Annotated in this window: 27 protein-coding genes; 24 read left to right on the plus strand and 3 right to left on the minus strand. The window is 37.7% G+C overall.

Annotation, left to right across the window (positions count from 1 at the left end; all coding sequences use genetic code 11):
- Positions 1-782 precede the first annotated feature (782 nt).
- From IEX29_RS08970 to fur, 3 genes are all read left to right on the plus strand, one after another.
- A complete protein-coding gene (locus tag IEX29_RS08970; protein ID WP_188734141.1) occupies positions 783-1,325 on the plus strand; it encodes an NUDIX hydrolase in 543 nt (180 codons plus the stop codon).
- 112 nt (positions 1,326-1,437) lie between these two features.
- The gene (gene spoIIM, locus IEX29_RS08975; RefSeq protein WP_188734142.1) at positions 1,438-2,082 is read left to right on the plus strand and encodes a stage II sporulation protein M; all 645 of its coding nucleotides are present in this window, start codon (positions 1,438-1,440) and stop codon (positions 2,080-2,082) included.
- Positions 2,083-2,263: 181 nt separating this feature from the next.
- Positions 2,264-2,737 (plus strand): ferric iron uptake transcriptional regulator, encoded by a 474-nt coding sequence (gene fur / locus IEX29_RS08980; RefSeq protein WP_188734143.1) that lies wholly within the window; start codon positions 2,264-2,266, stop codon positions 2,735-2,737.
- A gap of 139 nt (positions 2,738-2,876) precedes the next feature.
- On the opposite strand, the gene IEX29_RS08985 is transcribed toward fur, so the two are convergent.
- A complete protein-coding gene (locus tag IEX29_RS08985) occupies positions 2,877-3,740 on the minus strand; it encodes a fructosamine kinase family protein (protein WP_308423636.1) in 864 nt (287 codons plus the stop codon).
- 236 nt (positions 3,741-3,976) lie between these two features.
- On the opposite strand from IEX29_RS08985, the gene IEX29_RS08990 reads away from it, so the two are divergent.
- The 4 genes from IEX29_RS08990 (at position 3,977) to IEX29_RS09005 (ending at position 7,732) form a co-directional block, all read left to right on the plus strand.
- On the plus strand, positions 3,977-4,174 hold the full coding sequence (locus IEX29_RS08990; protein ID WP_188734144.1) for a DUF4227 family protein: 198 nt from the start codon (positions 3,977-3,979) through the stop codon (positions 4,172-4,174).
- 2 nt (positions 4,175-4,176) lie between these two features.
- Positions 4,177-5,067 carry a site-specific tyrosine recombinase XerD gene (xerD, locus tag IEX29_RS08995; RefSeq protein ID WP_188734145.1) on the plus strand — a complete coding sequence of 297 codons (891 nt, stop codon included), beginning with the start codon at positions 4,177-4,179 and terminating at the stop codon, positions 5,065-5,067.
- Positions 5,068-5,218: 151 nt separating this feature from the next.
- Positions 5,219-6,400, plus strand: coding sequence for a phosphopentomutase (deoB, locus tag IEX29_RS09000; RefSeq protein WP_188734146.1), 1,182 nt, complete (start codon positions 5,219-5,221; stop codon positions 6,398-6,400).
- Positions 6,401-6,439: 39 nt separating this feature from the next.
- Positions 6,440-7,732, plus strand: coding sequence for a pyrimidine-nucleoside phosphorylase (locus tag IEX29_RS09005; protein WP_188734147.1), 1,293 nt, complete (start codon positions 6,440-6,442; stop codon positions 7,730-7,732).
- A 59-nt stretch (positions 7,733-7,791) separates the two neighbouring features.
- On the opposite strand, the gene IEX29_RS09010 is transcribed toward IEX29_RS09005, so the two are convergent.
- Positions 7,792-8,514 (minus strand): 3-ketoacyl-ACP reductase, encoded by a 723-nt coding sequence (locus IEX29_RS09010; RefSeq protein WP_188734148.1) that lies wholly within the window; start codon positions 8,512-8,514, stop codon positions 7,792-7,794.
- 162 nt (positions 8,515-8,676) lie between these two features.
- On the opposite strand from IEX29_RS09010, the gene IEX29_RS09015 reads away from it, so the two are divergent.
- The 10 genes from IEX29_RS09015 (at position 8,677) to IEX29_RS09060 (ending at position 17,746) form a co-directional block, all read left to right on the plus strand.
- A complete protein-coding gene (locus tag IEX29_RS09015) occupies positions 8,677-9,855 on the plus strand; it encodes a D-alanyl-D-alanine carboxypeptidase family protein (protein WP_188734149.1) in 1,179 nt (392 codons plus the stop codon).
- A 181-nt stretch (positions 9,856-10,036) separates the two neighbouring features.
- Positions 10,037-10,390, plus strand: coding sequence for an anti-sigma F factor antagonist (gene spoIIAA / locus IEX29_RS09020; protein ID WP_147207832.1), 354 nt, complete (start codon positions 10,037-10,039; stop codon positions 10,388-10,390).
- Positions 10,387-10,827, plus strand: a complete 441-nt coding sequence (spoIIAB, locus tag IEX29_RS09025; protein ID WP_188734150.1) for an anti-sigma F factor — start codon at positions 10,387-10,389, stop codon at positions 10,825-10,827. Before spoIIAA ends, spoIIAB begins: the two co-directional genes overlap by 4 nt.
- Before the next feature lie 7 nt (positions 10,828-10,834).
- Positions 10,835-11,590 (plus strand): RNA polymerase sporulation sigma factor SigF, encoded by a 756-nt coding sequence (sigF, locus tag IEX29_RS09030; RefSeq protein WP_188734151.1) that lies wholly within the window; start codon positions 10,835-10,837, stop codon positions 11,588-11,590.
- A 147-nt stretch (positions 11,591-11,737) separates the two neighbouring features.
- Positions 11,738-12,355, plus strand: a complete 618-nt coding sequence (locus IEX29_RS09035) for a stage V sporulation protein AA (protein WP_188734152.1) — start codon at positions 11,738-11,740, stop codon at positions 12,353-12,355.
- Entirely contained in the window at positions 12,333-12,761 is a 429-nt protein-coding gene (locus tag IEX29_RS09040) for a stage V sporulation protein AB (RefSeq protein WP_188734153.1), read from the plus strand. Before IEX29_RS09035 ends, IEX29_RS09040 begins: the two co-directional genes overlap by 23 nt.
- A gap of 114 nt (positions 12,762-12,875) precedes the next feature.
- Entirely contained in the window at positions 12,876-14,348 is a 1,473-nt protein-coding gene (locus tag IEX29_RS09045) for a spore germination protein (RefSeq protein WP_188734154.1), read from the plus strand.
- Positions 14,349-15,263: 915 nt separating this feature from the next.
- Positions 15,264-16,598, plus strand: a complete 1,335-nt coding sequence (gene lysA / locus IEX29_RS09050) for a diaminopimelate decarboxylase (protein ID WP_188734155.1) — start codon at positions 15,264-15,266, stop codon at positions 16,596-16,598.
- A 100-nt stretch (positions 16,599-16,698) separates the two neighbouring features.
- A complete protein-coding gene (locus tag IEX29_RS09055; RefSeq protein ID WP_188734156.1) occupies positions 16,699-17,130 on the plus strand; it encodes a peptidylprolyl isomerase in 432 nt (143 codons plus the stop codon).
- A 259-nt stretch (positions 17,131-17,389) separates the two neighbouring features.
- Positions 17,390-17,746, plus strand: a complete 357-nt coding sequence (locus IEX29_RS09060) for a GNAT family N-acetyltransferase (protein ID WP_188734157.1) — start codon at positions 17,390-17,392, stop codon at positions 17,744-17,746.
- 98 nt (positions 17,747-17,844) lie between these two features.
- Here the strand turns inward: IEX29_RS09060 and IEX29_RS09065 are convergent, their stop codons facing one another.
- Positions 17,845-17,937, minus strand: a complete 93-nt coding sequence (locus IEX29_RS09065; RefSeq protein ID WP_077603073.1) for a YjcZ family sporulation protein — start codon at positions 17,935-17,937, stop codon at positions 17,845-17,847.
- A gap of 221 nt (positions 17,938-18,158) precedes the next feature.
- On the opposite strand from IEX29_RS09065, the gene IEX29_RS09070 reads away from it, so the two are divergent.
- The 7 genes from IEX29_RS09070 (at position 18,159) to resA (ending at position 23,614) form a co-directional block, all read left to right on the plus strand.
- Positions 18,159-18,902 carry a segregation/condensation protein A gene (locus IEX29_RS09070; RefSeq protein ID WP_188734158.1) on the plus strand — a complete coding sequence of 248 codons (744 nt, stop codon included), beginning with the start codon at positions 18,159-18,161 and terminating at the stop codon, positions 18,900-18,902.
- Positions 18,903-18,904: 2 nt separating this feature from the next.
- On the plus strand, positions 18,905-19,480 hold the full coding sequence (gene scpB, locus IEX29_RS09075; protein WP_188734159.1) for an SMC-Scp complex subunit ScpB: 576 nt from the start codon (positions 18,905-18,907) through the stop codon (positions 19,478-19,480).
- A 279-nt stretch (positions 19,481-19,759) separates the two neighbouring features.
- Positions 19,760-20,800: a D-alanyl-D-alanine carboxypeptidase family protein gene (locus IEX29_RS09080; protein ID WP_188734160.1), complete on the plus strand. Its 1,041-nt coding sequence runs from the start codon at positions 19,760-19,762 to the stop codon at positions 20,798-20,800.
- A complete protein-coding gene (locus IEX29_RS09085) occupies positions 20,793-21,383 on the plus strand; it encodes a nucleoside recognition domain-containing protein (RefSeq protein ID WP_188734161.1) in 591 nt (196 codons plus the stop codon). The genes IEX29_RS09080 and IEX29_RS09085 overlap by 8 nt, the downstream gene beginning before the upstream one ends.
- Positions 21,383-21,913 carry a spore maturation protein gene (locus IEX29_RS09090; protein WP_188734162.1) on the plus strand — a complete coding sequence of 177 codons (531 nt, stop codon included), beginning with the start codon at positions 21,383-21,385 and terminating at the stop codon, positions 21,911-21,913. The genes IEX29_RS09085 and IEX29_RS09090 overlap by 1 nt, the downstream gene beginning before the upstream one ends.
- 323 nt (positions 21,914-22,236) lie before the next feature.
- Entirely contained in the window at positions 22,237-22,971 is a 735-nt protein-coding gene (locus IEX29_RS09095) for a pseudouridine synthase (RefSeq protein WP_188734163.1), read from the plus strand.
- A 64-nt stretch (positions 22,972-23,035) separates the two neighbouring features.
- Positions 23,036-23,614 carry a thiol-disulfide oxidoreductase ResA gene (gene resA / locus IEX29_RS09100; RefSeq protein WP_188734164.1) on the plus strand — a complete coding sequence of 193 codons (579 nt, stop codon included), beginning with the start codon at positions 23,036-23,038 and terminating at the stop codon, positions 23,612-23,614.
- The last annotated feature ends 3 nt before the right edge of the window (positions 23,615-23,617 follow it).

Raw genomic sequence — 23,617 nt, forward strand, 5'->3', positions numbered from 1 at the left:
TGTCTCGTTCCTCTTTTAGACATACGAAATACTCCCTTCATCATAGGAGAGAATTTTTATTATTTCTCTGTCTACTATAAAGGGAGCATATCACCGCTGCGGCGGGCCGTTTTGCTTTCCTAGGGGCATGCTCTTCAGCTAACTTTTTCCAAGAAGAGCACTTGGCAAAAGTGGATATTCAGATGATGCTAATTCCTGTCCAGCTACAAGCGTCAAAAACTAGACAACTTCCCGACAGCGCCCTACGATAAAGAAGACTTAGCGACTGGCAAGCCGTCAGGCGCAGACAGAGCTAAAGTCGCGCTTATGCCCCGCGGGTGAAAGTCATCATCCGTTCGTAAACTCACGGTGATTCCTTTATCTCAGTTGCTTCGGTCCAGTTGTTACGTTTTTAACCGACGCTTTCCGCTTTTCTTTCAGGAGTCAAAACGGTCCCCCTCCGCTAGCAGGATGTTCTATACAGGTTGAAACAGCTGACTAAATAGAAGTTAGACCAGATAAAACATTTTTTCATGATACATGGTAAAATATTCAGCCACAATTGTTTTCTGTTCAGGAAAGTTATTCCTAATATTTACTATCCATTTTGTGTCATCATTTAAATTGCTAAATCAACCATTTGAAAAAATAAAACGAATCAGAAGAAAAATTAGTATGAACTTGCTACAATAGAGCATAGCGAATTAGAATGAATATGAGGATAGACAAAAATGAAACTTCCTTCCATGGAAGCTTTTTGAATGGATATCTGTAATAACTTATAAAAAGGTGGAGATGGAGACATGCATCGTTTCGAAGAAAAAACAATTACTTCCAAGAAAATATTTGAAGGAAACATTATAGATGTTCAACTGGATGAAGTGAAGCTTCCAAATGGAGAAACAGCTAAGAGAGAGCTTGTATATCATCCTGGAGCAGTAGCAGTAATTCCAATTACTGCAGATAATAAAATTGTACTTGTAGAGCAATATCGCAAACCATTAGAAAGAACTTTAGTAGAAATTCCGGCAGGGAAACTGGAAGAGAACGAGAATCCATTAACTGCCGCAGTTCGTGAACTGGAAGAAGAAACAGGTTATACAACAACAAATCTATCACAGGTTACATCATTTTATACATCACCTGGATTTGCTAATGAACTGGTATATGTCTATATCACCAACGACTTAATTAAAATGGAAAATCCGCCTGCGGGAGATGATGATGAATTTGTAGAAATCATGGAAGTGACTTTGGAAGAGGCAAAAAAACTCGTAGAAGAAGGGCGTATTCAAGATGCAAAAACAAATTACGCTGTGCTTTACTTACATGCTTTAAATAAATAACTCAACTTACGGCCAATATGTATAAGCTCTATTAAAAGAAAAAATTAATAGGTATGTTTAAAGTAGGGTTCTCATAGATTGTAGTATAAGAACTATAGTCAGGAGGATCCACATGTATAATCCCTCTCATAATTTAATTATCGGGCATATAAAACGCCATACGACGATTTATGTATTTACAATCATTCTATTTCTGACAGGTATCGTATTTGGAGCTATCTTAGTAAATAGTATGGATTTTGTACAAAAACAGAATTTATTCTTTTATTTAGAACGTTTTTTTACGCAGCAGACAAATGATGGTGAAGTGATCAGCCGGCAGGATATCTTTATCAGAAGTCTTCTTTATCATGTGAAGTATCTCTCCTTTATGATTTTACTGGCACTGAGTATGATTGGACTTCCGATTATCTGGATTATGGTATTTATGAAAGGATTTGTAGTCGGTTTTTCAGTCGGATTTATGGTAAGCCAGTTACAAGGTCAAGGGCTGCTTTTGTCAGCAATATCCATCGCTCCTCAAAATCTATTAGTTATTCCTATCTACATTATTGCCGGGAGTGTATCGATGATATTTTCTATAGGCTTATGGCAGAAATTATTTTTAAAGCATCATCACCAGGAGGTTCTCCCGCCTTTTATCCGGTTGCTTATTATATTCGCTATCTTAATAGTATTTTCTGCTTTAGCAGCATTAATGGAAGCTTACCTGTCCAACACCTTAATGTTAGAATGGATTAAAAGATATAATGGATAATGATTGAATGACTTCTTCCATCACTTTACCTTATTTGCTTATATCTTGCTAAGAGACTACATTTATAATATAATAACCAATATTAGTTTGTAATGATTATTATTAATAATTGAGAATACTCTTTGACACACGGGAGATAGATGCATATAATGAAGATGTAAAGTGAGGGAGGCGACTATCCATGGAACACCGGATTGAAAAGATAAAAAAACAGCTACATTCGCATAGCTACAAATTAACTCCCCAGAGGGAAGCTACGGTTCGAGTGCTTCTGGAAAGAGAAGACGATCACTTAAGCGCGGAGGATGTTTATCTTCTTGTAAAGGAGAAATCACCGGAAATTGGTCTGGCAACCGTTTATCGTACATTAGAATTATTATCTGAATTAAAAATAGTAGACAAAATTAATTTTGGCGATGGTGTATCAAGATATGATTTGCGCAAAGAAGGCGCAAAACACTTTCACCATCATTTGGTTTGTATTGAATGTGGCTCTGTTGAAGAAATCGAGAATGACTTATTAGGTGAAGTAGAACAAATTGTTGAAAATGATTGGGGCTTCGAGGTGAAGGATCATCGGTTAACTTTTCATGGGATTTGTCGCCAATGTCAGGCAGCAGCTATAGAAGAAGACGTTCAAAAAGCAACCCCATAATCAGATTAAAACCTTTTTCGAATGGAGAGAAAGGTTTTTTTATTGGGAAAAATACATACATGAACAAGAATAGGAGCTGGCTTATTTGCACTATCTTAAGAGTGCAGCGGTTTCAGCGATATGGAAAAAGCTGATTAATTTACCGGATATATCTTTTTAAAATAGTATCTACACTGGTCCCATAAGCCTCTCCAAACATATTTAAATGAACAAGCAAGTAGTAAAGCTGGTAAATCGGCTTCACGTCCTCATAATAATCCTCTAACGGCAGGATTTTCTTATACTGCGTATAAAAAATATCTGAAAAACCGCCAAAAAGCTCAGTAAAAGCAAGCTCAAATAAGTGATCTCCATAAAATACAGAAGGATCAATGAGATAAGGTTTGCCTGCATGCCCTGTTATCCAATTGCCTCCCCATAAATCGCCGTGCAACAAAGAAACCCGTGGCTGGTTTGGAAGATATTTATTTAAATCATGTATCAATTTCTCCAGTTTTAAGCGTCTTTTTTGATTCATCCGATTAAGATGTATAGATAAATCTAATTGCGGCTGTAGACGATGGTCGCGAAAATAATCGACCCAATCGCTGTGCCAGCCATTTGGCTGAGGCAGTTTTCCGATATAAGTTGACCGGTCTAACCCATACTGAGCCGGCCCGTCTGCTAAATGGAATAAAGCCAGCTGATCCCCCAATTGCTGCTCCGTGGTTGCTGTCTTTTTCCCGTGAATCCATTGCATTATCAGCACCATCTCCTGATTTTCAGAGGATTTGTCATAGTAATAAACTTCCGGAACTGCAATTGTTTTTGTTGAGCGTATTCTTTCAAGACCGTCAGCTTCCACTTTAAAGAAATCACCTGCAGTATTCTGATTTGCTTTTACAAAGTATTCTTGTTTTTCAGTTTTTATATAATAAGCCCGGTTAATATCGCCGCCGGAAACTGGAGTCATTGTTTGAATAGACGAGTTATCATCAATTAGTTTTAATTTTTCTTCCATCATCTGTATGAGCTCCTTTTTTATTTTATTATGTCATAGAGATAAACAATGTAAAAGTGTTTGTAGTTTAACTCTGGTTCCAACCATTGTATAATATTAACAGAAGAAGTTGTCTTGTTTTTTTATCACTTCAGCTTTTTCTAGTATTTTTAAAATTGTTTTTTGCATATTCTAACTGTATAAGTGTTTGATTACAATACAAAGTAATAACGAGCATTTAGATACAGGGAGGTCAGAATATGGAGAAACATTTTAAAGAGGCTGTTAAAATATTTATTTTGTTTATGATAGGCGCCTGCTTTTTTACGGTATGTTTACATTATATATATAAAGAATTTCAAGAAATACATCGTTATGATTTACCGGAAGGACCTTCGGTTAAGGTGACGAATGAGGGAGCTGACTGGTTTCCATTTGATATTTTGAAAGGAGAATAGATATGTTGAAATATGCTTTAGAAGATTTCTATCATTTTCTACGGGTAGAAAGAGGCCTGTCTGATAACACGATGACCTCTTATCAAAGAGATCTTGCTTCTTATGAAAAACAATTGACAAAAATAGGATATAACGAATGGAATGACATCAGCCGTAATGATATTATGCGTTTTTTATATGAATTAAAAGACAGCGGAAAGTCAACTGCTACAATTTCCAGGCATATTTCTTCAATTAGATCCTTTCATCAGTTTTTAATACGGGAAAGAATTGCTGATACAGATCCCAGTCTTCACATTGAGACTCCGAAAAAAGAGCGGAAGCTGCCGGATACCCTTTCTCAGGAGGAAGTAGAGAAGCTATTGAGCATTGAGACAACAACACCACTGTCGTTGCGTAATAAAGCTATGTTAGAATTATTATATGCTACGGGATTACGTGTATCTGAAATGATAGGTTTAAAATTGGAAGATTTACATTTAACGATGGGTTTTGTGCAATGTATGGGGAAAGGTTCAAAAGAAAGGATTGTTCCTTTGGGAGATACAGCCAAAAATGTTTTAGAGGAGTATATGCAAACCGCAAGAAAAGAGCTTGTGAAGAAAAACAAGCAGGAAAATGCACTTTTTGTAAATCAGCATGGCCGGCCTTTAAGCAGACAAGGCTTCTGGAAGATTTTAAAAGGGCTTGCGATGGAAGCCGGCATACATAAAACCATCACGCCGCATACATTAAGACATTCTTTTGCAACGCATTTATTGGAAAATGGCGCTGATTTAAGAATCGTGCAGGAAATGCTGGGACATGCAGATATATCCACTACACAAATTTATACACATGTAACGAAAGCAAGATTAAAGGATATTTATCAAACATATCACCCCAGAGCATAATTTCCGGTTAATGATTAAGGCGTTAAATATCGAAAAGCTTTTCAAATAAGAGATATTCCTTTATCCTTGTGTTGTCAGACATCTAACGTCTGTAATAATTATCATACTGAGCATTGGTTTCGGGAATATAGTACATAGGAGGTAGATACAAATGAAACAATTTAAGAGGGTATTTTTAATTGTCATGGATTCAGTTGGAATCGGAGAAGCCCCTGATGCAGAAAAGTTTAATGATTTAGGATCAGATACATTAGGGCATATCGCAAAAGAGATGAATGGGCTGGATATGCCGACTATGGGCAGCTTAGGTCTGAGTAATATCCGCGAAATCGAAGGAATTGCTCCGGCAGACAAGCCGAAAGCGCATTATACAAAAATGCAGGAGGCTTCTAATGGCAAAGATACAATGACCGGCCATTGGGAGATTATGGGACTCCGCATCGATCAGCCTTTCCGGACATTCCCGGATGGTTTCCCGGATGAGCTTATTCAAGAGCTGGAAGAAAAAACAGGCAGAAAAGTAATTGGCAACAAGCCGGCCTCCGGTACAGAAATATTAGTAGAGCTCGGAAAAGAGCATATGGAAACCGGCAGTCTGATTGTCTATACGTCGGCAGATTCTGTATTGCAAATTGCAGCACATGAAGATATTGTTCCAATTGATGAATTATATCGGATTTGCGAAATTGCCAGAGAGCTGACATTAGATGAACGATATATGGTAGGACGTGTTATTGCCCGGCCTTTTGTTGGAGAGCCCGGTGCTTTTGAACGTACGTCCAACCGCCATGATTATGCATTAAAGCCTTTTGGACGTACTGTAATGAATGGATTAAAGGATGCAGGAATTGATGTCATTGCGCTTGGTAAAATTTCTGATATTTATGATGGAGAAGGCATTACAGAGGCTGTTCGTACAAAGGATAATGATGATGGCATGGTAAAATTAAGTGACTCCATGAAAAAAGATTTCACTGGCCTAAGCTTCCTTAACCTTGTTGATTTTGACGCGAAATACGGCCACCGCAGAGATCCTATTGGCTATGGACAGGCGCTGGAAACTTATGACAAGCAGCTTCCGGAAATACTCGAACAGTTACAGGAGGATGATTTGTTAATTATTACAGCCGATCATGGTAATGATCCGATCCACCACGGAACGGATCATACACGGGAATATGTACCGCTTGTTGTTTATCATACAAACATCGAAGAAGGAAAAGAACTCCCTGTACGGACAACTTTTGCTGATATTGGTGCAACAATTGCAGATAATTTTAATATTCCTTTACCGGAGCATGGTACAAGCTTTTTAGATGATGTAAAAAACTAAAAGAGGAATATTTATTATAATACAGAAAGGATGGTTAGCATGAATACCATAGAAATTATTAATAAGAAAAAATATGGTAAAGAATTATCCTATGAAGAAATCGAGTATATTGTAAATGGATATGTTAATGATTCCATACCGGATTATCAAATCTCAAGCTGGCTTATGGCTGTTTATTTTCAAGGGTTAAACAGTGATGAAACCTCCGCACTCACAGACTTAATGGTTAAGTCGGGAGAAACAATTGATTTATCCTTTTTGAATACAACTGTTGTAGACAAACACTCTACTGGCGGTGTAGGGGATAAGGTAAGTTTAATTGTAGCGCCGATAACTACTTCTTTAGGAATCCCTTTTGCGAAAATGAGTGGACGAGGACTGGGGCATACCGGCGGTACAGTAGACAAGCTGGAATCAATTAAAGGATTTCATACGGAGCTTCCGTTACAACGATTTAAAGACCAGGTGAAAGAGCTTGGAATTGCATTAGTCGGCCAATCCGGAAATTTAGTGCCGGCAGATAAGAAGATTTATGCGTTAAGAGATGTGACAGGAACTGTGGATTCAATTCCTTTAATAGCCAGCTCGATAATGAGTAAGAAGATTGCTTCCGGTGCAGATGCAATTGTCCTGGATATTAAAGTCGGCAACGGTGCTTTTATGAAAACAGAAGAAGAGGCAAAGAAGCTGGCTGAAACAATGGTCGCTATCGGTAAAAAATTAAATCGGGAAACAGTGGCTGTGTTAACCAATATGGATCAGCCTCTCGGAACAGAGATCGGTAATGGAAATGAAGTGTTGGAAGCAGTAAAATTATTGCGAGATCAGGAGTATAGTCAAGACTTATATGATGTATCCATAGAAATAGCAGCACAAATGGTTTTCTTAGCCGGAAAAGCAACTACCGAAGAACAAGCCAGAAAGCTTGTTGAAGAAGTGATTCAAAGTGGAGAGGCTTATGAAAAATTTGTAACCTTTATTGAAGCACAGGATGGTAAAATGGACAGCATTCATGAAATTGAGGCTAAACAATCTATTGATGTAACTGCGGAACAAGCGGGATATATTGCTTCTATAGAAACACAGCAAATAGGGGAAGCTGCTATGCTTCTCGGTGCCGGCAGAAAAACTAAGGATGATCAAATCGATCATCAGGTAGGAATCACTTTTCATGTGAAAACAGGTGATAAGCTGCAGACAGGCGCTAAGCTGGCAACAATCCACACGAATATGGAAGATAATGATACTGTCATTAAGAAAATAAAGGATGCTATTACATTATCGGAAAATCCTGTTCAGGTAAAACCAAGTGTTATCGGTATTGTTAATTGAAAATAGTTTCATTAAAAATAGAGATTTAGAAGATAATATCTTCTAAATCTCTATTTTAATTAAAACGGATTAGTCGCCCATTGTGCGGATTGTTTAATAAAAATACGCTGATTTAATTTTAATTGAGCTACCATATATTCCGCAATATCCTCTGGCTGCATAAACTTATCTTCATTTTTCTCTTCCAGCTTATCTCCAAATGCCAGCTCGGTTGCAACTAAGCTTGGATTCATAGTAAATACGCGGATGTTTTCTTTGCGCACCTCCTGCATCAGAGCTTCTGACATACCCTGAATAGCAAATTTGGACGCACTGTAAGCAGTTGATCCTGCAGTTGCTTTTAACCCATTGCTGGATGAAATATTAATAATATCTCCTTTTTGTTTACTGACAAGATGTGGGAGAACTTCTTTTAAGACATGGTATGTGCCAAAAACATTCACTTCAAAAATATGTTTCCAGACTTCCTCCTCCATATCTTGAAAATTGCCGTAATCACTTATTGCTGCATTATTAATTAAAATATCAGCTTTCCCTAATTCCTGTTCAAACTGCTGAACAGCTGTTTTCACTTGGTCATGCTTAGAAATATCTGCACTGCAGATAGCAATATTCACTCCATATGTTTCCAGCTCTTGCTGCACTTTTTCAAGATTTTCTTTTCTTCTGGCAATTAAACCGAGGTGAACGCCTTCTTTTGCAAATTGATGTGCGGCTGCTCTGCCAATTCCGCTGCTTCCCCCTGTAATATATGCAATTTTACCGCTGATGTCCTGTCCCATTTATAAATCTCCCTTCTTTATCTAATCTAGTTTCAGTATAGGGTAGAGTTTATCGAACAACAAAAAAGATGCTTCTATTTATATATTTCAAATTAAAAATAGTATGAAATAAAGTCAAAATGGAAATCCTAAAAGTATTATTGTGATTTGGAGGGAAGCAGTATGAAGCGACTAATCGTATTGATGATTGGATTACTTATCGGAACGACATTTTTCAACTATTCAACTGTTTTAGCGAATGAAGAAAATAAAGAAAAAACAAGTTTAGCCGAGGATGCTTTATCAGGAGTTTTAATTGAACAGAATACCGGTACAGTACTGTTTGACAAGGATGCACATGAACAATTACCGCCGGCCAGTATGACAAAAATAATGACCCTGCTTTTAATTATGGAAGCCTTGGAAAAAGACAAAATTTCAAAAGAGGATATTGTTGTCGTTAGTGAATATGCCGCTTCTATGGGAGGATCCCAAGTATTCCTGGAGGCTGGGGAAGAAATGTCCGTAGATGATTTAATAAAAGGAATAGCAATTGCTTCTGGTAATGATGCCAGTGTCGCAATGGCAGAGACTATTGCAGGAACAGAAGAGGAATTTGTCAGTAAAATGAATAAAAAAGCAGAAGAACTGGGGCTTAAGGATACCCATTTTGAAAATACCACCGGGCTTCCGGCAGATAATCATTACAGCAGTGCTTATGATATGGCAGTCATGACAAGAGCATTATTACAATATGAAGATATTACGAACTATACGTCTGTCTATGAGGATTATTTACGCCAAGGGGAAGAAAATGAGTTCTGGCTTGTGAATACAAATAAGCTGATTCGTTCTTATCCAGGTGCAGATGGCATGAAAACAGGATTTACTAATGAAGCAAAGTATTGCCTGACTGCTACAGCGAAGCGGGATGATATGCGGGTGATTGCAGTTGTTATGGGTGCAGAAACACCTAAAGAGCGTAATAAAATGGTTTCTGGATTACTGGACTATGGCTTCCAAAGTTATCATACAAAGCAGCTTTTTGCCAAAGAAGAAACTGTGATGGAACTGAACCAAATAAAAGCAAAGCCTTACAGCTTTGATATTGTTACCAAGCAGGATGTTCACAGCCTCCATAAAAAAGGGGAAGAAGAACCAGCTGTAACAACAGAAATTTCTATTCAGGATGATTGGAAATTTCCGATTAAAAAAGGAACTGTTGTCGGGGAGCTTATTGTCAAAGAAAATGATAAGCCATTATATACCACACCGCTGATCGTTAATGAAGATATTACACAGGCATCTATTCCTGAATTAACAAAACGGACACTGCAAAAAATGGTGAAAGCAGCCGATTAATACGTATTTCCACTTCTTTTGTCGAGTAGCAGGAAATAGTCATTTGTATAGAGAATTCCTTATATAAGGATGTTCAAAGAGTCTGTCAAAAACAATATATGGAAAATGATTTCCAGATTTTTTGAACAGGTATTTCAAGCAAAGGCTAACTATTTCACAACAAAGAGGAGGAGCATTGCACATGGGATTACAGACTGAATTTGAAGTAAAAGGCGATGTGCTGATTGTACGTATGCAAGGTGAATTGGATCATCATGAGGCAGAGGGGTTAAGAGATACGTGGAAGGATTGGATTTATATGCATTCCATTAAACATATCATCTTAAACCTAAAGGGAGTAAGCTTTATGGACAGCTCTGGATTAGGCGTTGTTTTAGGGCGTTACAAAGAGATTGTTCAATTAGGGGGAGAGATGGTTCTGTGCTCTGTAGCTCCTTCCTTACACCGTCTTTTTGATATGTCAGGCTTTTTCAAAATTATTCGTTTAGAGGAAGATGAAGAACGTGCACTTCAAGGCTTGGGGGTGACATCATGAAAAATGAAATGTCTATTTCTTTTTCAAGTGTAAGTGAAAATGAGGCGTTTGCCAGAGTTGCTGTTGCATCCTTTATCACACAATTGGACCCGACGATGGAGGAATTAACCGAAATTAAAACGGTGGTATCTGAGGCGGTGACCAATGCTATTATCCATGGCTATGGAAGCGAACCGCATCATCAGGTTTATATTGATTGCGTGCTGTATGATGGGGAAATAGAGCTGACCATTCGCGATGAAGGACAGGGCATTTTGAATATTGATGAAGCAAGGGAACCTTTATTTACATCAAAGCCAGAAATGGAACGATCCGGCATGGGTTTTACAATTATTGAAAATTTCATGGATACCGTGGAAGTCATTTCTGCTCCTGAAAAAGGGACTTCCGTTTATATGAAGAAGCAATTATCAAAATCAAAAACGGTATATAACTAAAAAATCAATGGTGAATATTCATAAAACGGAGGAAAGAGAGCAGCTTTCCAATGAACAGGTAAAGAAAATGATTCAATTAAGCCAGTCTGGTGACAATGAAGCAAGGGAAGAGCTTATCCGTCGAAATGTCCGGCTTGTCTGGTCAGTTGTTCAACGGTTTGTAAATCGCGGATATGATCCAGATGACTTATTTCAAATTGGAAGTATAGGACTGATCAAAGCGGTGGATAAATTTGATCTGTCCTATAACGTGAAATTTTCTACCTATGCCGTTCCCATGATTATTGGCGAGATACAGCGTTTTATTCGTGATGACGGCAGTGTAAAGGTCAGCCGGTCTTTAAAGGAGATGGGGAATAAAATTCGCCGTAAACGGGAAGAAATGTCGAAAAATTTAGGACGTTCTCCATCTATTAATGAACTTGCAGAAGCTTTAGAGCTGGAACCGGAGGAAATTGTGCATGCACAGGAGGCTGCAAAATCACCTCAGTCCATTCATGAAACGGTCTACGAAAGTGATGGGGACTCCATTACTTTATTAGATCAAATCGCCGAGCAGGATTCCCAATGGTTTGAAAAATTATCCATTCAAGAAGCTGTTCGTTCGCTTACCGAACGGGAAAGACTAATTATTTACTTACGCTATTACAAAGATCAGACACAGACAGAGGTAGCGGAAAGACTTGGAATTTCACAGGTACAAGTCTCCAGGCTGGAGAAAAAGATTTTAGAAGATATGAAAAAAAATATGGATGCCGGATGACAGGGTATATAAAGCTTATTTGTGTAACGCACACAGATAAGCTTTTTTGTTGTGAAACGATTTGAGTTTAAGGCTTATAATTTGCTTTCTTTTAACAAATACTAGTTGTTAAAGAAATCAATCATATTAAAGGGGGGAACTTTGATTATGACAGAGCTTGTCTATATAAGGATGCGGAAGAAAGTAGTACTGGAGCAGTGGCAAGAGCTCAAATTAAAAGAAATAGCTTATATATCCACGCATTCGGATAAGAAAGAATTACTGGAAAACACACCTATTTACCGGCTATCCGAAAAAGATAAAAGTATTTTAGTGATTGACAGCTTTTTAATCATTGACCACCTTACAAAAAAATATGCAAATTTTGAATTCCAGCTGCTAGGACCGGAACAGACTCTCATAAAAATTGAACCGCGTAAAAAGCCGGCCCATCCATTGATTATTACATTTGTATGGCTCCTTCTGTTTGTAGGCTCGGCAATGACCATTATGAACTTTCATTACGATGTAAGTATGCAGCCCGTTCAGCAGAAACTGCATTTTATCCTGACCGGTATAGAAAATAAATATCCTTTATGGATTCAAATTCCCTACTCAATAGGTCTTGGCGTGGGAACGATTCTTTTTTTTAACCACTGGTTTAAAAAACGTTTTAATGAAGAGCCAAGCCCGCTGGAAGTAGAGATTTTCAAGTACCAGCAGGATTTACAGCAATATATTAATACGATGGAAAATGAGTTAAATGATCCAAGAAATTCTTCTTAATATCCTGCAAATTTTTATTGGATTCAGTGGCGGTATTGCTGTTGGTGCGGGATTTGTTGCTTTTATTACGGTGTTAGGGATTATCCCAAGGCTTATTCAATTGAGTAAGACAGAAAAGTATATAAAAGCCTATGGAGCGGCAGTGGTAATAGGAATGTTAATCGGAGCTTATTTCTCATTTGTCCCTATTTCTACATCACAGTCTGTTTTTGCTCTAATACTGTGGGGGTTGCTTCATGGCATTTTTAACGGGATGCTGGCTGCAGCATTAACAGAAGTATTAAATGTTTTCCCTATTCTCACGCGGAGAATAGGGATGGGAAGCTATGTAATCTTATTCATGATGGCACTGATGCTGGGCAAGGTGTTCGGCTCATTATTTCAATGGATTTATTTTGTCCGCTAAAGGCAGAAAAATTAATAACTTCCTGATTGGGATATAACCATCTAATTCAAGGTTTTAGAACAATGAAATTATAAGTGTGAGATTAATTCGAGATAACATTCAGAAGGTGATAGTATGCAGACAAGCAAGGAAAAGAAGATGTCCATTTCTCCTCATATTGAAGATACGTATGCCTATATGGAAAAAAGGGTCGGTTTAAAAGAATCGTATGATTTAGGATATAGAGAAACAGTGGTCCTGAATCGACGTATACAGATGTATTATGTAAATGGTTTAACGGATACATCCGTTGTACAGGAAATTTTAAAAGTAATGGTGGAAGTCAATGATAATGAATCAGAAAGTGACAAGATTGGAGAAATCATTGAGAATAGATTAGTCCATCAGCAAGTCGAGCATGTTACTACGATGGATGAAGCTGTTGATGAGGTATTAAGCGGACTCATTGCTGTATTTATTGATGGAAAGGATTACGCACAAATTATTGATGTGCGTAATTATCCAGGAAGAACGCCCGAAGAACCGGATACAGAGAAAGTCATTCGCGGCTCAAGAGACGGATACACAGAAAACATTGTGGAAAACACAGCACTTACCAGAAGACGTCTGCGTGACGAAAAGCTGCGGAATGTTATGTTGAAAGTTGGGGAACGCTCAAAAACAGACGTTTGTCTCACTTATATTGAAGATGTAGCTAACCCAAACTTAGTAAAGTATTTAAAAGATCTGATTGAAAAAATTGAAGTAGATGGTTTATCTATGTCTGATAAATCATTGGAAGAATTTATGTTAGTGAAAAAATGGAATATTTACCCTTTAGTTCGATATACAGAAAGACCAGACGTAGCGACAAGCCATTTATTGGAAGGTCATGTCATTATTTTTGTTGACACTTCTCCCAGTGCTATTATTGTTCCGACAACTTTTTTTCATCATATGCAGCACGCAGAAGAATACCGGCAAGTACCTGCAATTGGTACATGTATCCGATTTATCCGGTTCCTCGCTGTGCTGGCGGCTTTATTTCTATTACCAACCTGGCTGTTATTTGCTGTTGAACCATCCTTACTGCCGGAGAAATTAAGCTTTATCGGTCCTAATGACGAAGGAAACGTACCGATAACTGTTCAGATTATCATTGCAACAATAGGGATTGAATTCTTAAGAATGGCAGCGATACATACCCCGACACCTCTATCGACAGCGATGGGGTTAATTGCAGCTGTTTTAATTGGAGAAATAGCTATTGAAGTCGGGTTGTTTTCGCCGGAGGTTATTCTATACATTTCAACGGCTGCTATTGGGAACTATGTAACGCCAAGCTATGAGCTAAGTGTTGCGAATAAAGTTATTACGGTATCTCTCGTGCTTGCCGTGGGCTTATTTGGATTACCAGGATATATGATTGGAATCACGCTTTACATTTTATTTATCGTTCAAATAAGATCGCTAAGGACACCATATATGTGGCCTTTACTTCCCTTTAATTTTAAAGCAATGACGCATATTATACTCCGTATGCCGGTTCCATACACAAAGCATCGTCCCAGTATTGTACATCCGCGTAATAATTACCGGCGCCCTTAAGAAAGCATAGCGGACATTACTTTTAAAATAAAATTTTTATATTTACTCAACTTTTGCACCTTAAAAAATAACTTGCTTATCATGGAGACATGTGTTGATCGTTCCTTCCACCTATCTCTTGACAAAGCATAAACTCTAGCTAGAAAGAAGGTAATGTGTGAGGCCACCGCTGCGGCGGACCGTTTTGCTTTCCTAGGGGCATGCTCTTCAGCTAACTTTTGCCAAGAAGAGCATTTGGCAAAAGTGGATCTTCAGATGATGCTATTCCCTCAGGAGTCAAAACGGTCCGCCTCGGCTGGAAGGGGATTTTATACTGTTTAATACAACGGAGCCAATAGAAATTAGATCAGTTAAAAACATATTTTTCTGCGCATAAATAAAAATGTCAGGTCACGATTACTTTCTATCCAAGAAAGCTATTCCTGATATTTACTATCCATGCCATATTATCATTTAAATTGCCAAATCAACCATTTAAAACACTAAAATAATCTTTTCAACAAGCAAAAAGCATTGCATCCAACCCCATCAGGCTATGATTTCTTTCATTCACTATAGAAGCCTAACTGAGCGCAGACCAACCACGTAGACTCCTATGGGAACAGGGCGAGCTGAAGATCCACTTGAAAAGCGGGTTTCTTTTCAAGTTAGCTGAAGCCGTCCCCATGGAAAGCGGAGTGGTTGGTCGGAGCGGAGCCATACACAATCTCCATTCAATAAAAAGATGATTTCACAACATGCAGATAATGAAGAACATGCTTCTCCTGGTATGGTAAGGTATAGATGTTTATTCTCAGGTGCGAAAGTTGAGTTATTTATATACGTTGAACTAAATGATTTCTCTTCATTTAGGCTTTCATTATTCACTGTATTGTGATAAAGTATTTTATTATTTGAAATAATGGGGGAAAAAGAATGATACTTGATGCACACCCCTTTAACGTAAATACAAAGGGACATTTAGAAATTGGTGGTGTTGATACCATCCAATTAGCGGAAAAATACGGGACACCCTTATACGTCTATGATGTGGAAATGATCCGGAATCATGCCAGAGCTTTTGTTCAAGCATTTCGTGATGCTGGGGTTCATGGAAAAGTCGCCTATGCCAGCAAGGCTTTTTCTACAATTGCTATGCTTCAGGTGGCAAAGCAGGAAGGATTATGCTTAGATGTTATTTCTGAAGGTGAATTATATACAGCGCTTCAAGCAGACTTTCCAACTGAAAAAATTCATATGCATGGCAATAATAAGAATGAAAAGGAAATTGCTATGGGGGTGGAACACGAAATAGGATGTATCGTTATTGATAATTTTCATGATATTGATTTGTTGGATCTGGAGCTTATGAAGCAGGAGAAAACAATGAATGTGTTAATTCGGGTAACGCCGGGGGTAGAATCGAAAACACATAAGTATATAATGACTGGAAATGAAGATTCAAAATTCGGTTTTGATCTTCAAAATGGGCAGGCAGAGGACGCTTTAAAAAAGCTCTTGGGACATCCCAGAATTAATTTAAAAGGACTGCACTGCCATATTGGTTCACAAATATTTGAGACAGATGGATTCCGCGTGGCAGCAGATATCCTTTTTGTTAAATTAGCAGCATGGAAAGAAAAATACCAATTTGAATCAGAGGTTCTTAATTTAGGCGGCGGTTTCGGGATCCGTTATACAGAAAGTGACACACCGCTTCCGTTGGCAGAGTATGTAAAAGATATGATTCAAAGCGTCGGACAAAATTGTCATAAATATAATATGAAATCTCCAGAGATTTGGATTGAGCCGGGAAGATCTATTGTAGGTGATGCAGGAATTACGCTGTATACGATAGGTGCTAATAAGAACATCCCCGGTGTCAGAGAATATTATTCCGTTGATGGCGGTATGACAGACAATATCCGACCCGCATTGTATCAGTCAAAATATGATGCAGTTATTGCTAATCGGCCTGAAGCAAGCCCTGAGAAAGAAGTCTCTATCGCGGGAAAATGCTGTGAGTCCGGTGATATGCTTATTTGGGATTTACCAGTACCGCAAATTCAAGATAAAGATATTCTGGCTGTTTTCTCGACCGGCGCCTATAACTACTCCATGGCCAGCCACTATAATCGTTTAACAAAACCGGCAGTTGTATTTATTGAAGGCGGGCAGGATTATCTTGTCGTCAAGAGAGAAACCTATGAGGATATTGTCAAAAATGACTTATCTTATGAGGGAATAAAGAGCTTTACTTCAGCCAAATAAGTGGTAAAATAAAGTATAATTGTTTTAAAGAAGTTCAAAAAGTCCAATCAAAATGACACGTATTTTTTGAACATATATTTTTAGAAGGAGATTTGCCCAAATGAAAAAAGGTTATATTGAAATGGAAAATGGTAATAAAATTGAATTTGAATTATATCCAAATGAAGCACCAGGAACAGTAGCTAACTTTGAAAAATTAGCAAATGAAAAATTTTATGATGGGTTAACTTTTCACCGTGTAATTCCCGGTTTTGTCAGCCAGGGCGGCTGCCCAGTAGGTAATGGTACAGGCTCTGCAGGATATACAATTAAGTGTGAAACAGAGGGAAATCCGCATAAGCACGAGGAAGGTTCTCTATCTATGGCACATGCCGGAAAAGATACAGGAAGCTCTCAATTTTTCATTGTGCATGAGCCGCAGCCTCATTTAAATGGGGTCCATACTGTATTTGGAAAAGTAACATCTGGCATTGAGTTAGCAAAAGCAATGTCAAATGGCGATGTAATGAAAGAAATTCGCGTAGAAGGATAATAAAGATTTGCAGAGAGATGATGGTCTTAAGAGGAAAATAGCAAGCAAACGTGCTAATGTTGTCTTTTTTAGAGAGGGGAATGAATTAGTCCGGTAATCTATTTTTCAAGGCTGCATCTCTTTTTGAATATTGACTTCCATTTTATGTAAAATAAAAATGGTACTTTTCATTATACTGGAAATGAGTTATACTTTCAGAGTAAATATTGATTGGAATTTACGAGGATTACCATACAAGAAATTTTAATGAGGGGTAATTATGTTAATTCGCTTTAAAAGAAACTTAGAGAAGATTGCTATGGGTTTATTATCATTTATGCCCGAGGAAAAAGATGTGAAGAAATTGCAGGAAACCATTCGGGAATATGAAGAAAATGATGGTTGGCATTTGCATTTATGGAAAGAAGACGATGACGTTCTTGGAGCAATAGGAGTACAAATTACGAATGACAATCAGTTGGTTATTAAGCATCTCACAGTGAATCCTTCACATAGGGATCAAGGGATAGGGTCACGAATGATTGCAGAAATTCATCGTATTTATTCGGATAAATACGATATTGTACCTGCTGAAAGTGTCAAAGCTTTTTATGAGAAATCGTTAGATGGATTGTAAGATGGAGTTTTACTTGTTTAAAGTTGAATGCAGAAAAGCCAACCCTTATAAGGGTTGGCTTTTCATTCGTTGCTACTTTTATTTATTTCACTTTATTTTTAGAACCAAGCAGCTCCAACAATTACTAATAAAATAAATAGAACAACGATTAAAGCAAATCCGCCTGCGTAACCACCTGAATATCCACTCATTTTATTTCCTCCTTTTTAGTTCAATCCATAAATGTTTTGTGCTAACATTTATATTACGTTATAACTTATGTAAGCTAAGCAAAGAGTGTATGGGCTTTTGCAAATATTTTAGTCATTTTTTTAGGTTAAGTGACCGAAAGGACGTTTAAAAAGCTCTATAAAGCTGATTTTTAATCAGCTTCTAACACATTGTTTTACTACACTTGAGAGGAATTACAGCGATGATTCAAGGATATGAAGTTAAACTGGAAACATTTGAGGGCCCTTTGGATTTATTGCTTCATTTGATAAATCAATACGAAATCGATATTTATGATATTCCCGTTGCCCAAATTACACAGCAGTATATGGATTATATTCACACCATGCAGTATATGGAACTAAACGTTGCCAGTGAATATCTGGTGATGGCATCTACACTGCTTGCAATAAAAAGTCAGATGCTTCTTCCAAAACAGGAGTTTGAAGAGGATGAGATGGATGAAGCATATATGGACGATCCACGCGAAGAATTGATGCAGCGTTTAATTGAATACCGGAAATATAAAGAAGCCGCTGAAGCATTAAAGGAAAAAGAAGCAGCCGAGCAGCAGGTTTATACACGTTCGCCGGTTGTTTTTGAATTTAAAGATGTACCAGTTGAAAACGTGAATACTGGTAATGTATCTGTATTTGATATGATTAATGCACTGAAAAAAATGATGCAGAGAAATCAATGGAAAGAGCCGCAGGATACAGTTATACAACGAGTGGATATTCCGATCGAAAAGCGGATGGAAGAAGTGTTACAGCAGGTTATAAATAGTAAAGATGGCATATCGTTTCATGCCTTGTTTCCTGTTCCGACCAAATCATATATCGTAACAACATTTGTAGCTATTTTAGAATTAATGAAAAAAAGACAAGTATATGCGATGCAAGAACAGCATTTTAAAGAATTATATGTTTATAAAATGGAGGAATAGTCGTGGAACGAGAGCATTTAAAAGGAGTTGCAGAAGGTCTGCTGTTTGCCGGCGGGGATGAGGGAATAACAGTAAGTGAACTTAGCAGCATCCTTGATACTTCCTTAGATGAGGTTCGCCAGATCATTGATGAACTTCAAACGGATTATAAAAAGCAGAGCCGGGGTCTGATGATTCTGAATGCTAATGGAATGCTCAGCCTAACAACAAAACCCGATCATAACGGGTATTTTAAGAAATGGGTTATCCAGCCAAAGCCCAATAGAATGTCTCAGGCAGCGTTAGAAACATTGGCAATCATTGCTTACCAGCAGCCGATAACGAGGGCCGAAATTGACGAAATACGAGGTGTTCGCAGTGAAAGGCCACTGCAAACATTAATCTCACGGATGTTAATAGAGGAGTGCGGCAGAAAAGAAACCGTAGGCAGACCAATACTTTTTCGGACAACAAAGGAATTTCTTACTTTTTTTGGTCTGTCCAACATAGAAGAGCTGCCTGAATTGGAAAGTACGCTGGATTCAGAAACAGATACATCGGATGTCGATTTATTTTTTGACCGTTTTCAGGATGAATAAATAAAGATTAGAGGACCTTATTGATGAGTAATGAATACTTATCTATAAGGTTTTTTATATGAATAGAAATATTAGTCAGCGTGCAGTTGTCCTGCTTTCAGTGACAGGTGCTGTCTCTATTTCTTGCAATTTCCATACCTTTCCTTCATTCATTTTAATCATAACAGCTTGTTCCACGCATATAAATAAATTAGAAATATTTATCAAGTTCATCGTCAGGGAAAGAATTTGACGAAGTTCTGGACATAAAGCTGTGTTTTATGAGGGGGAACCAACCTGATGCGTTTTTTTATATGGATGGTCATTTTTATCATTAGCTTCATATCTTTTCCAATTCATGGACATGCTGCACCGGATGTTTCGGCCCAGCAGGCTGTTTTAATCGAGCAATCATCAGGCAGGGTATTATTTGCAAAAGACGCTGATGAACAGGCTTCTATTGCAAGTATTACGAAGGTAATGACCGCAATTATTGCGATTGAATCTGGAAAAATGAATGAAAAAGCTACTGTTTCCAGAAATGCTATTTATACAGAAGGATCTTCTATTTATTTGGAGCAAGGGGAAGAAATACCTCTGACAGATTTAGTATACGGCTTAATGCTTCGTTCAGGAAATGATGCTGCTGTTGCTATCGCTGAGCATGTTGGCGGGAGTGAAGAAGGCTTTGTTTATTTAATGAATGAGAAGGCTAAATGGCTTGGAATGAAAAATACGCATTTTGATAATCCACATGGTCTGGATTCAGAAACACATTATTCGAGTGCTCATGATATGGCAATTTTAATGCAGTATGCGATGGAAAACCCTATTTTTCAAGAGATAAGTGGTTCGAAAAGATATATGTCCGAAAACAGATCTTACTATTGGCAAAATAAAAACAAGCTTCTGACTATTTTTTATGAATATTGCACAGGAGGAAAAACCGGATATACAAAGCAGACAGGGCGGACACTGCTGACTACAGCCGAGAAGGACGGAATGAAATTAATTGCTGTAACATTAGATGACCCTGATGATTGGCAAGATCATATGGCCATGTATGAATGGGGGTTTGAACAGTTTGAAATGAAGGAAGTTGACCAGAATGGAGAAATTGTAACAGACAAAAAGGATTTATCAGAAGACACTATCACTTTACCACTTTATAAGCATGAAAATGATACCTGGGCAAAAGAGGTTTATTTGAAAGGAGAAGGATTATCCTGTCAGGCAAGCAATACAGTGTTAGAACAGAAACATGGAAATGAAAAAGGTCGTTATATGGATAATGTCGCTTATGTATTTCATTCTATTCTAAGGTGGGATACAAATGATTAATTGGATCTGGATTTGTATGGCTGCCATTGGAATTATCTATGCAATGTTTTCAGGAAATATGGAAGCAGTTAATGAGGCTATATTTACCAGTGCTGCTCAGGCAGTAACCTTAGCTATTGGATTGATCAGTATTTTAGTATTTTGGTTAGGTATGATGCGGATAGCGGAGGAAGCAGGTATTTTACGAGGTCTTGCAAGGCTGTTTCGTCCAATCGTATCAAGAATATTTCCGGACATACCGAAGGATCATCCGGCATTAGGTTATATTTTATCTAATTTAACAGCAAATATGTTTGGATTGGGGAACGCTGCAACTCCTTTAGGAATTAAAGCAATGGAGGAAATGAAGAAACTTAATAATAATTCTGATACGGCATCACGTTCTATGATCACTTTTCTTATCTTGAACACAACTGGATTAACGCTGATTCCTACAACAGTTATCGGAATCAGAATGCAATATGAATCTGTTTCTCCTACACAAATTGTCGGTGTTACCTTGCTGGTTACATGTATAGGAACGATTGCCGGACTGATTATTGACCGGATCTTTTATTACAAAAGTACTTGGAGGAAATCATAATGGGGTTTATCAGCTTAATCAGTATTTGGATGATACCTTGCTTTATTTTAATAATTATGATTGCAGCAAGTATCCGAAAATTACCTGCATATAATCTTTTTGTAGAGGGAGGAAAGGAAGGCGTAAAGACTGCTGTTTCTTTACTTCCTTTTTTAGTGGGAATGATTACTGCTATTTCAATCCTGCGAAGCTCGGGCGCTTTGGATGCTTTCATAGAGTTATTAGCTCCTGTACTGGAATTTATCGGTTTTCCTGCAGAAGTGTTGCCTCTCGCCCTGATTCGTCCAATATCTGGAACAGCAGCATTAGGCATGACTACGGAATTAATCGCGACCTATGGCCCGGATTCATTTATCGGAACCCTTGCTTCTGTTATGCAGGGAAGTACGGATACCACCTTATATGTTCTCACAATTTATTTTGGCGCCATTGGAATTAAGAAAATCCGCTATGCCTTACAGGCTGGATTATTAGCGGATTTAATTGCTATACTTGCAGCTGTATTTCTTGTTACAATGATGTTTGGATAAATAAAAGCCAGTAATAACTATTGAAAAACTGCATGGATCGGCATCTTGGAAAATGCGTATTTTACTATTAAAACCTGGTATATTAAAATTATTGCTGTACTCAAATACTGCCGTAATGATATAATCAATGATCCTGCAAAAAAACGCCGGTGAAATTTATGCTTTCCTATCTTGTAAAATAAGGCTATGATGAAGATATGTGAAAAATATATTTCATCATAGGCTTTCTTGCTATACAAGAGTTATCAGCCCCCTTTCCGTATGACAGGTGCTGAATGTATGATAAAGGAAGCAATTACAGTTAAAAAAGATTGGGGATTTATATGTCAAAGCATGAAGAAAGATTACAGAAGGTTATTGCTCAAAGCGGACTGACATCCAGAAGAAAGGCTGAGCAATTAATTCTTGATGGAAAAGTAAAAGTAAATAATAAAACAGTTACAGAGATGGGGGTAAAGGTTACCTCTGATGATAAGGTAGAAGTAGATGGTGTCCCGCTTGAAAAAGAAGAGTCCGTATATTATCTGTTGTACAAGCCCAGAGGTGTTATCTCCAGCGTGAAGGATGATAAAGGCAGAAAAGTAGTTACAGATTTTCTTCCGGAAGTAAGTGAAAGAGTTTTTCCTGTCGGCAGACTGGATTATGATACATCAGGAATATTGCTTTTAACAAATGATGGTGAATTTGCAAATCAGCTGATGCACCCAAGCAAAGAAGTTAATAAAGTATATGTAGCTAAAGTAAAAGGTATACCTCATAAGAAAGAGTTATTAAAATTACGGAAAGGTGTTATATCTGATAATGAAAAGTTGAAAGCAGTCTATGTTAACATGCTGTCAAGTGATAAAGAAAAGAAAACGTCTATTATTGAATTAACATTGCATGAAGGAAAAAACAGACAAGTACGCAGAATGCTTGAGGCAATTGGGTTTCCGGTGATGAAGCTGAAGCGGGAACAATATAGCTTTTTGACTTTACAGGGATTAAATGCAGGCGAGTATAGATCACTAACTCCAAAAGAAGTCAACCAGTTACGGAACACGTCCACAAAATTGTAAGATAATATTCAAATTTATAAGCTGCAGTCAATGGTATAATCAGTTGGAAAGGGGAGGAGTGCTGTTGAATAAAGAAGAAAGAAATATAGATAAACAGAAAAAGAAACGCAACCGTCTTATTTTTCGCTCTTCTATCTTGGCTGTATTAGTTGCTGCAGTAATATTTGTGCTATTTTCAAATTCGAAAGATGAAGATACAATATACCGTGCAGGTGATGCCGCTCCAGACTTTAAATTAAGTCAAATCAACGGGGATTTTGATGCTGATGTTACACAGCTCAGTGATTTAGAAGGAAAAGGGGTTATGCTGAATTTCTGGGCAACCTGGTGCGGACCATGTAAACAGGAGATGCCGTATATGCAGGAATTGTACCCTGAGTATAAAGAAAAAGGGGTCGAAATTGTTGCTGTCAGTCTGGACAGTACAAAATTAGTAGTTGATAACTTTATTGATGAGTATGGCTTAACGTTTGCCATTCCACATGATGCTAACGCTGAGGTCAGAGATTTATATCGAATCAGACCAATGCCTACAACGTTCTTTATTAATCCTGATGGAACGATAAATGAAATTGTCCAGGGGTCGCTGACATTAGATAAATTAGAAGGAAATTTAGATGCGATTACACCAGATGCATCATGATAA

It is taken from the genome of Oceanobacillus neutriphilus, assembly GCF_014645515.1.
GTDB classification, from domain to species: domain Bacteria; phylum Bacillota; class Bacilli; order Bacillales; family Amphibacillaceae; genus Oceanobacillus; species Oceanobacillus neutriphilus.

Bases quoted from the DNA above. Each gene is read 5' to 3' on its own strand.
- IEX29_RS09010 (WP_188734148.1), bottom strand. From the start codon at position 8,514: ATGGGACAGGACATCAGCGGTAAAATTGCATATATTACAGGGGGAAGC.
- IEX29_RS09040 (WP_188734153.1), top strand. From the start codon at position 12,333: ATGATCCAAGAAATTCTTCTTAATATCCTGCAAATTTTTATTGGATTC.
- IEX29_RS09090 (WP_188734162.1), top strand. From the start codon at position 21,383: ATGGGGTTTATCAGCTTAATCAGTATTTGGATGATACCTTGCTTTATT.
- IEX29_RS08985 (WP_308423636.1), bottom strand. From the start codon at position 3,740: ATGATGGAAGAAAAATTAAAACTAATTGATGATAACTCGTCTATTCAA.
- IEX29_RS09080 (WP_188734160.1), top strand. From the start codon at position 19,760: ATGCGTTTTTTTATATGGATGGTCATTTTTATCATTAGCTTCATATCT.
- fur (WP_188734143.1), top strand. From the start codon at position 2,264: ATGGAACACCGGATTGAAAAGATAAAAAAACAGCTACATTCGCATAGC.
- deoB (WP_188734146.1), top strand. From the start codon at position 5,219: ATGAAACAATTTAAGAGGGTATTTTTAATTGTCATGGATTCAGTTGGA.
- spoIIAA (WP_147207832.1), top strand. From the start codon at position 10,037: ATGGGATTACAGACTGAATTTGAAGTAAAAGGCGATGTGCTGATTGTA.
- IEX29_RS09045 (WP_188734154.1), top strand. From the start codon at position 12,876: ATGCAGACAAGCAAGGAAAAGAAGATGTCCATTTCTCCTCATATTGAA.
- IEX29_RS09015 (WP_188734149.1), top strand. From the start codon at position 8,677: ATGAAGCGACTAATCGTATTGATGATTGGATTACTTATCGGAACGACA.
- IEX29_RS09005 (WP_188734147.1), top strand. From the start codon at position 6,440: ATGAATACCATAGAAATTATTAATAAGAAAAAATATGGTAAAGAATTA.
- IEX29_RS08970 (WP_188734141.1), top strand. From the start codon at position 783: ATGCATCGTTTCGAAGAAAAAACAATTACTTCCAAGAAAATATTTGAA.
- IEX29_RS08990 (WP_188734144.1), top strand. From the start codon at position 3,977: ATGGAGAAACATTTTAAAGAGGCTGTTAAAATATTTATTTTGTTTATG.
- sigF (WP_188734151.1), top strand. From the start codon at position 10,835: ATGGTGAATATTCATAAAACGGAGGAAAGAGAGCAGCTTTCCAATGAA.
- IEX29_RS09085 (WP_188734161.1), top strand. From the start codon at position 20,793: ATGATTAATTGGATCTGGATTTGTATGGCTGCCATTGGAATTATCTAT.
- lysA (WP_188734155.1), top strand. From the start codon at position 15,264: ATGATACTTGATGCACACCCCTTTAACGTAAATACAAAGGGACATTTA.
- IEX29_RS09070 (WP_188734158.1), top strand. From the start codon at position 18,159: ATGATTCAAGGATATGAAGTTAAACTGGAAACATTTGAGGGCCCTTTG.
- IEX29_RS09035 (WP_188734152.1), top strand. From the start codon at position 11,738: ATGACAGAGCTTGTCTATATAAGGATGCGGAAGAAAGTAGTACTGGAG.
- IEX29_RS09060 (WP_188734157.1), top strand. From the start codon at position 17,390: ATGTTAATTCGCTTTAAAAGAAACTTAGAGAAGATTGCTATGGGTTTA.
- spoIIAB (WP_188734150.1), top strand. From the start codon at position 10,387: ATGAAAAATGAAATGTCTATTTCTTTTTCAAGTGTAAGTGAAAATGAG.
- xerD (WP_188734145.1), top strand. From the start codon at position 4,177: ATGTTGAAATATGCTTTAGAAGATTTCTATCATTTTCTACGGGTAGAA.
- IEX29_RS09095 (WP_188734163.1), top strand. From the start codon at position 22,237: ATGTCAAAGCATGAAGAAAGATTACAGAAGGTTATTGCTCAAAGCGGA.
- IEX29_RS09065 (WP_077603073.1), bottom strand. From the start codon at position 17,937: ATGAGTGGATATTCAGGTGGTTACGCAGGCGGATTTGCTTTAATCGTT.
- spoIIM (WP_188734142.1), top strand. From the start codon at position 1,438: ATGTATAATCCCTCTCATAATTTAATTATCGGGCATATAAAACGCCAT.
- IEX29_RS09055 (WP_188734156.1), top strand. From the start codon at position 16,699: ATGAAAAAAGGTTATATTGAAATGGAAAATGGTAATAAAATTGAATTT.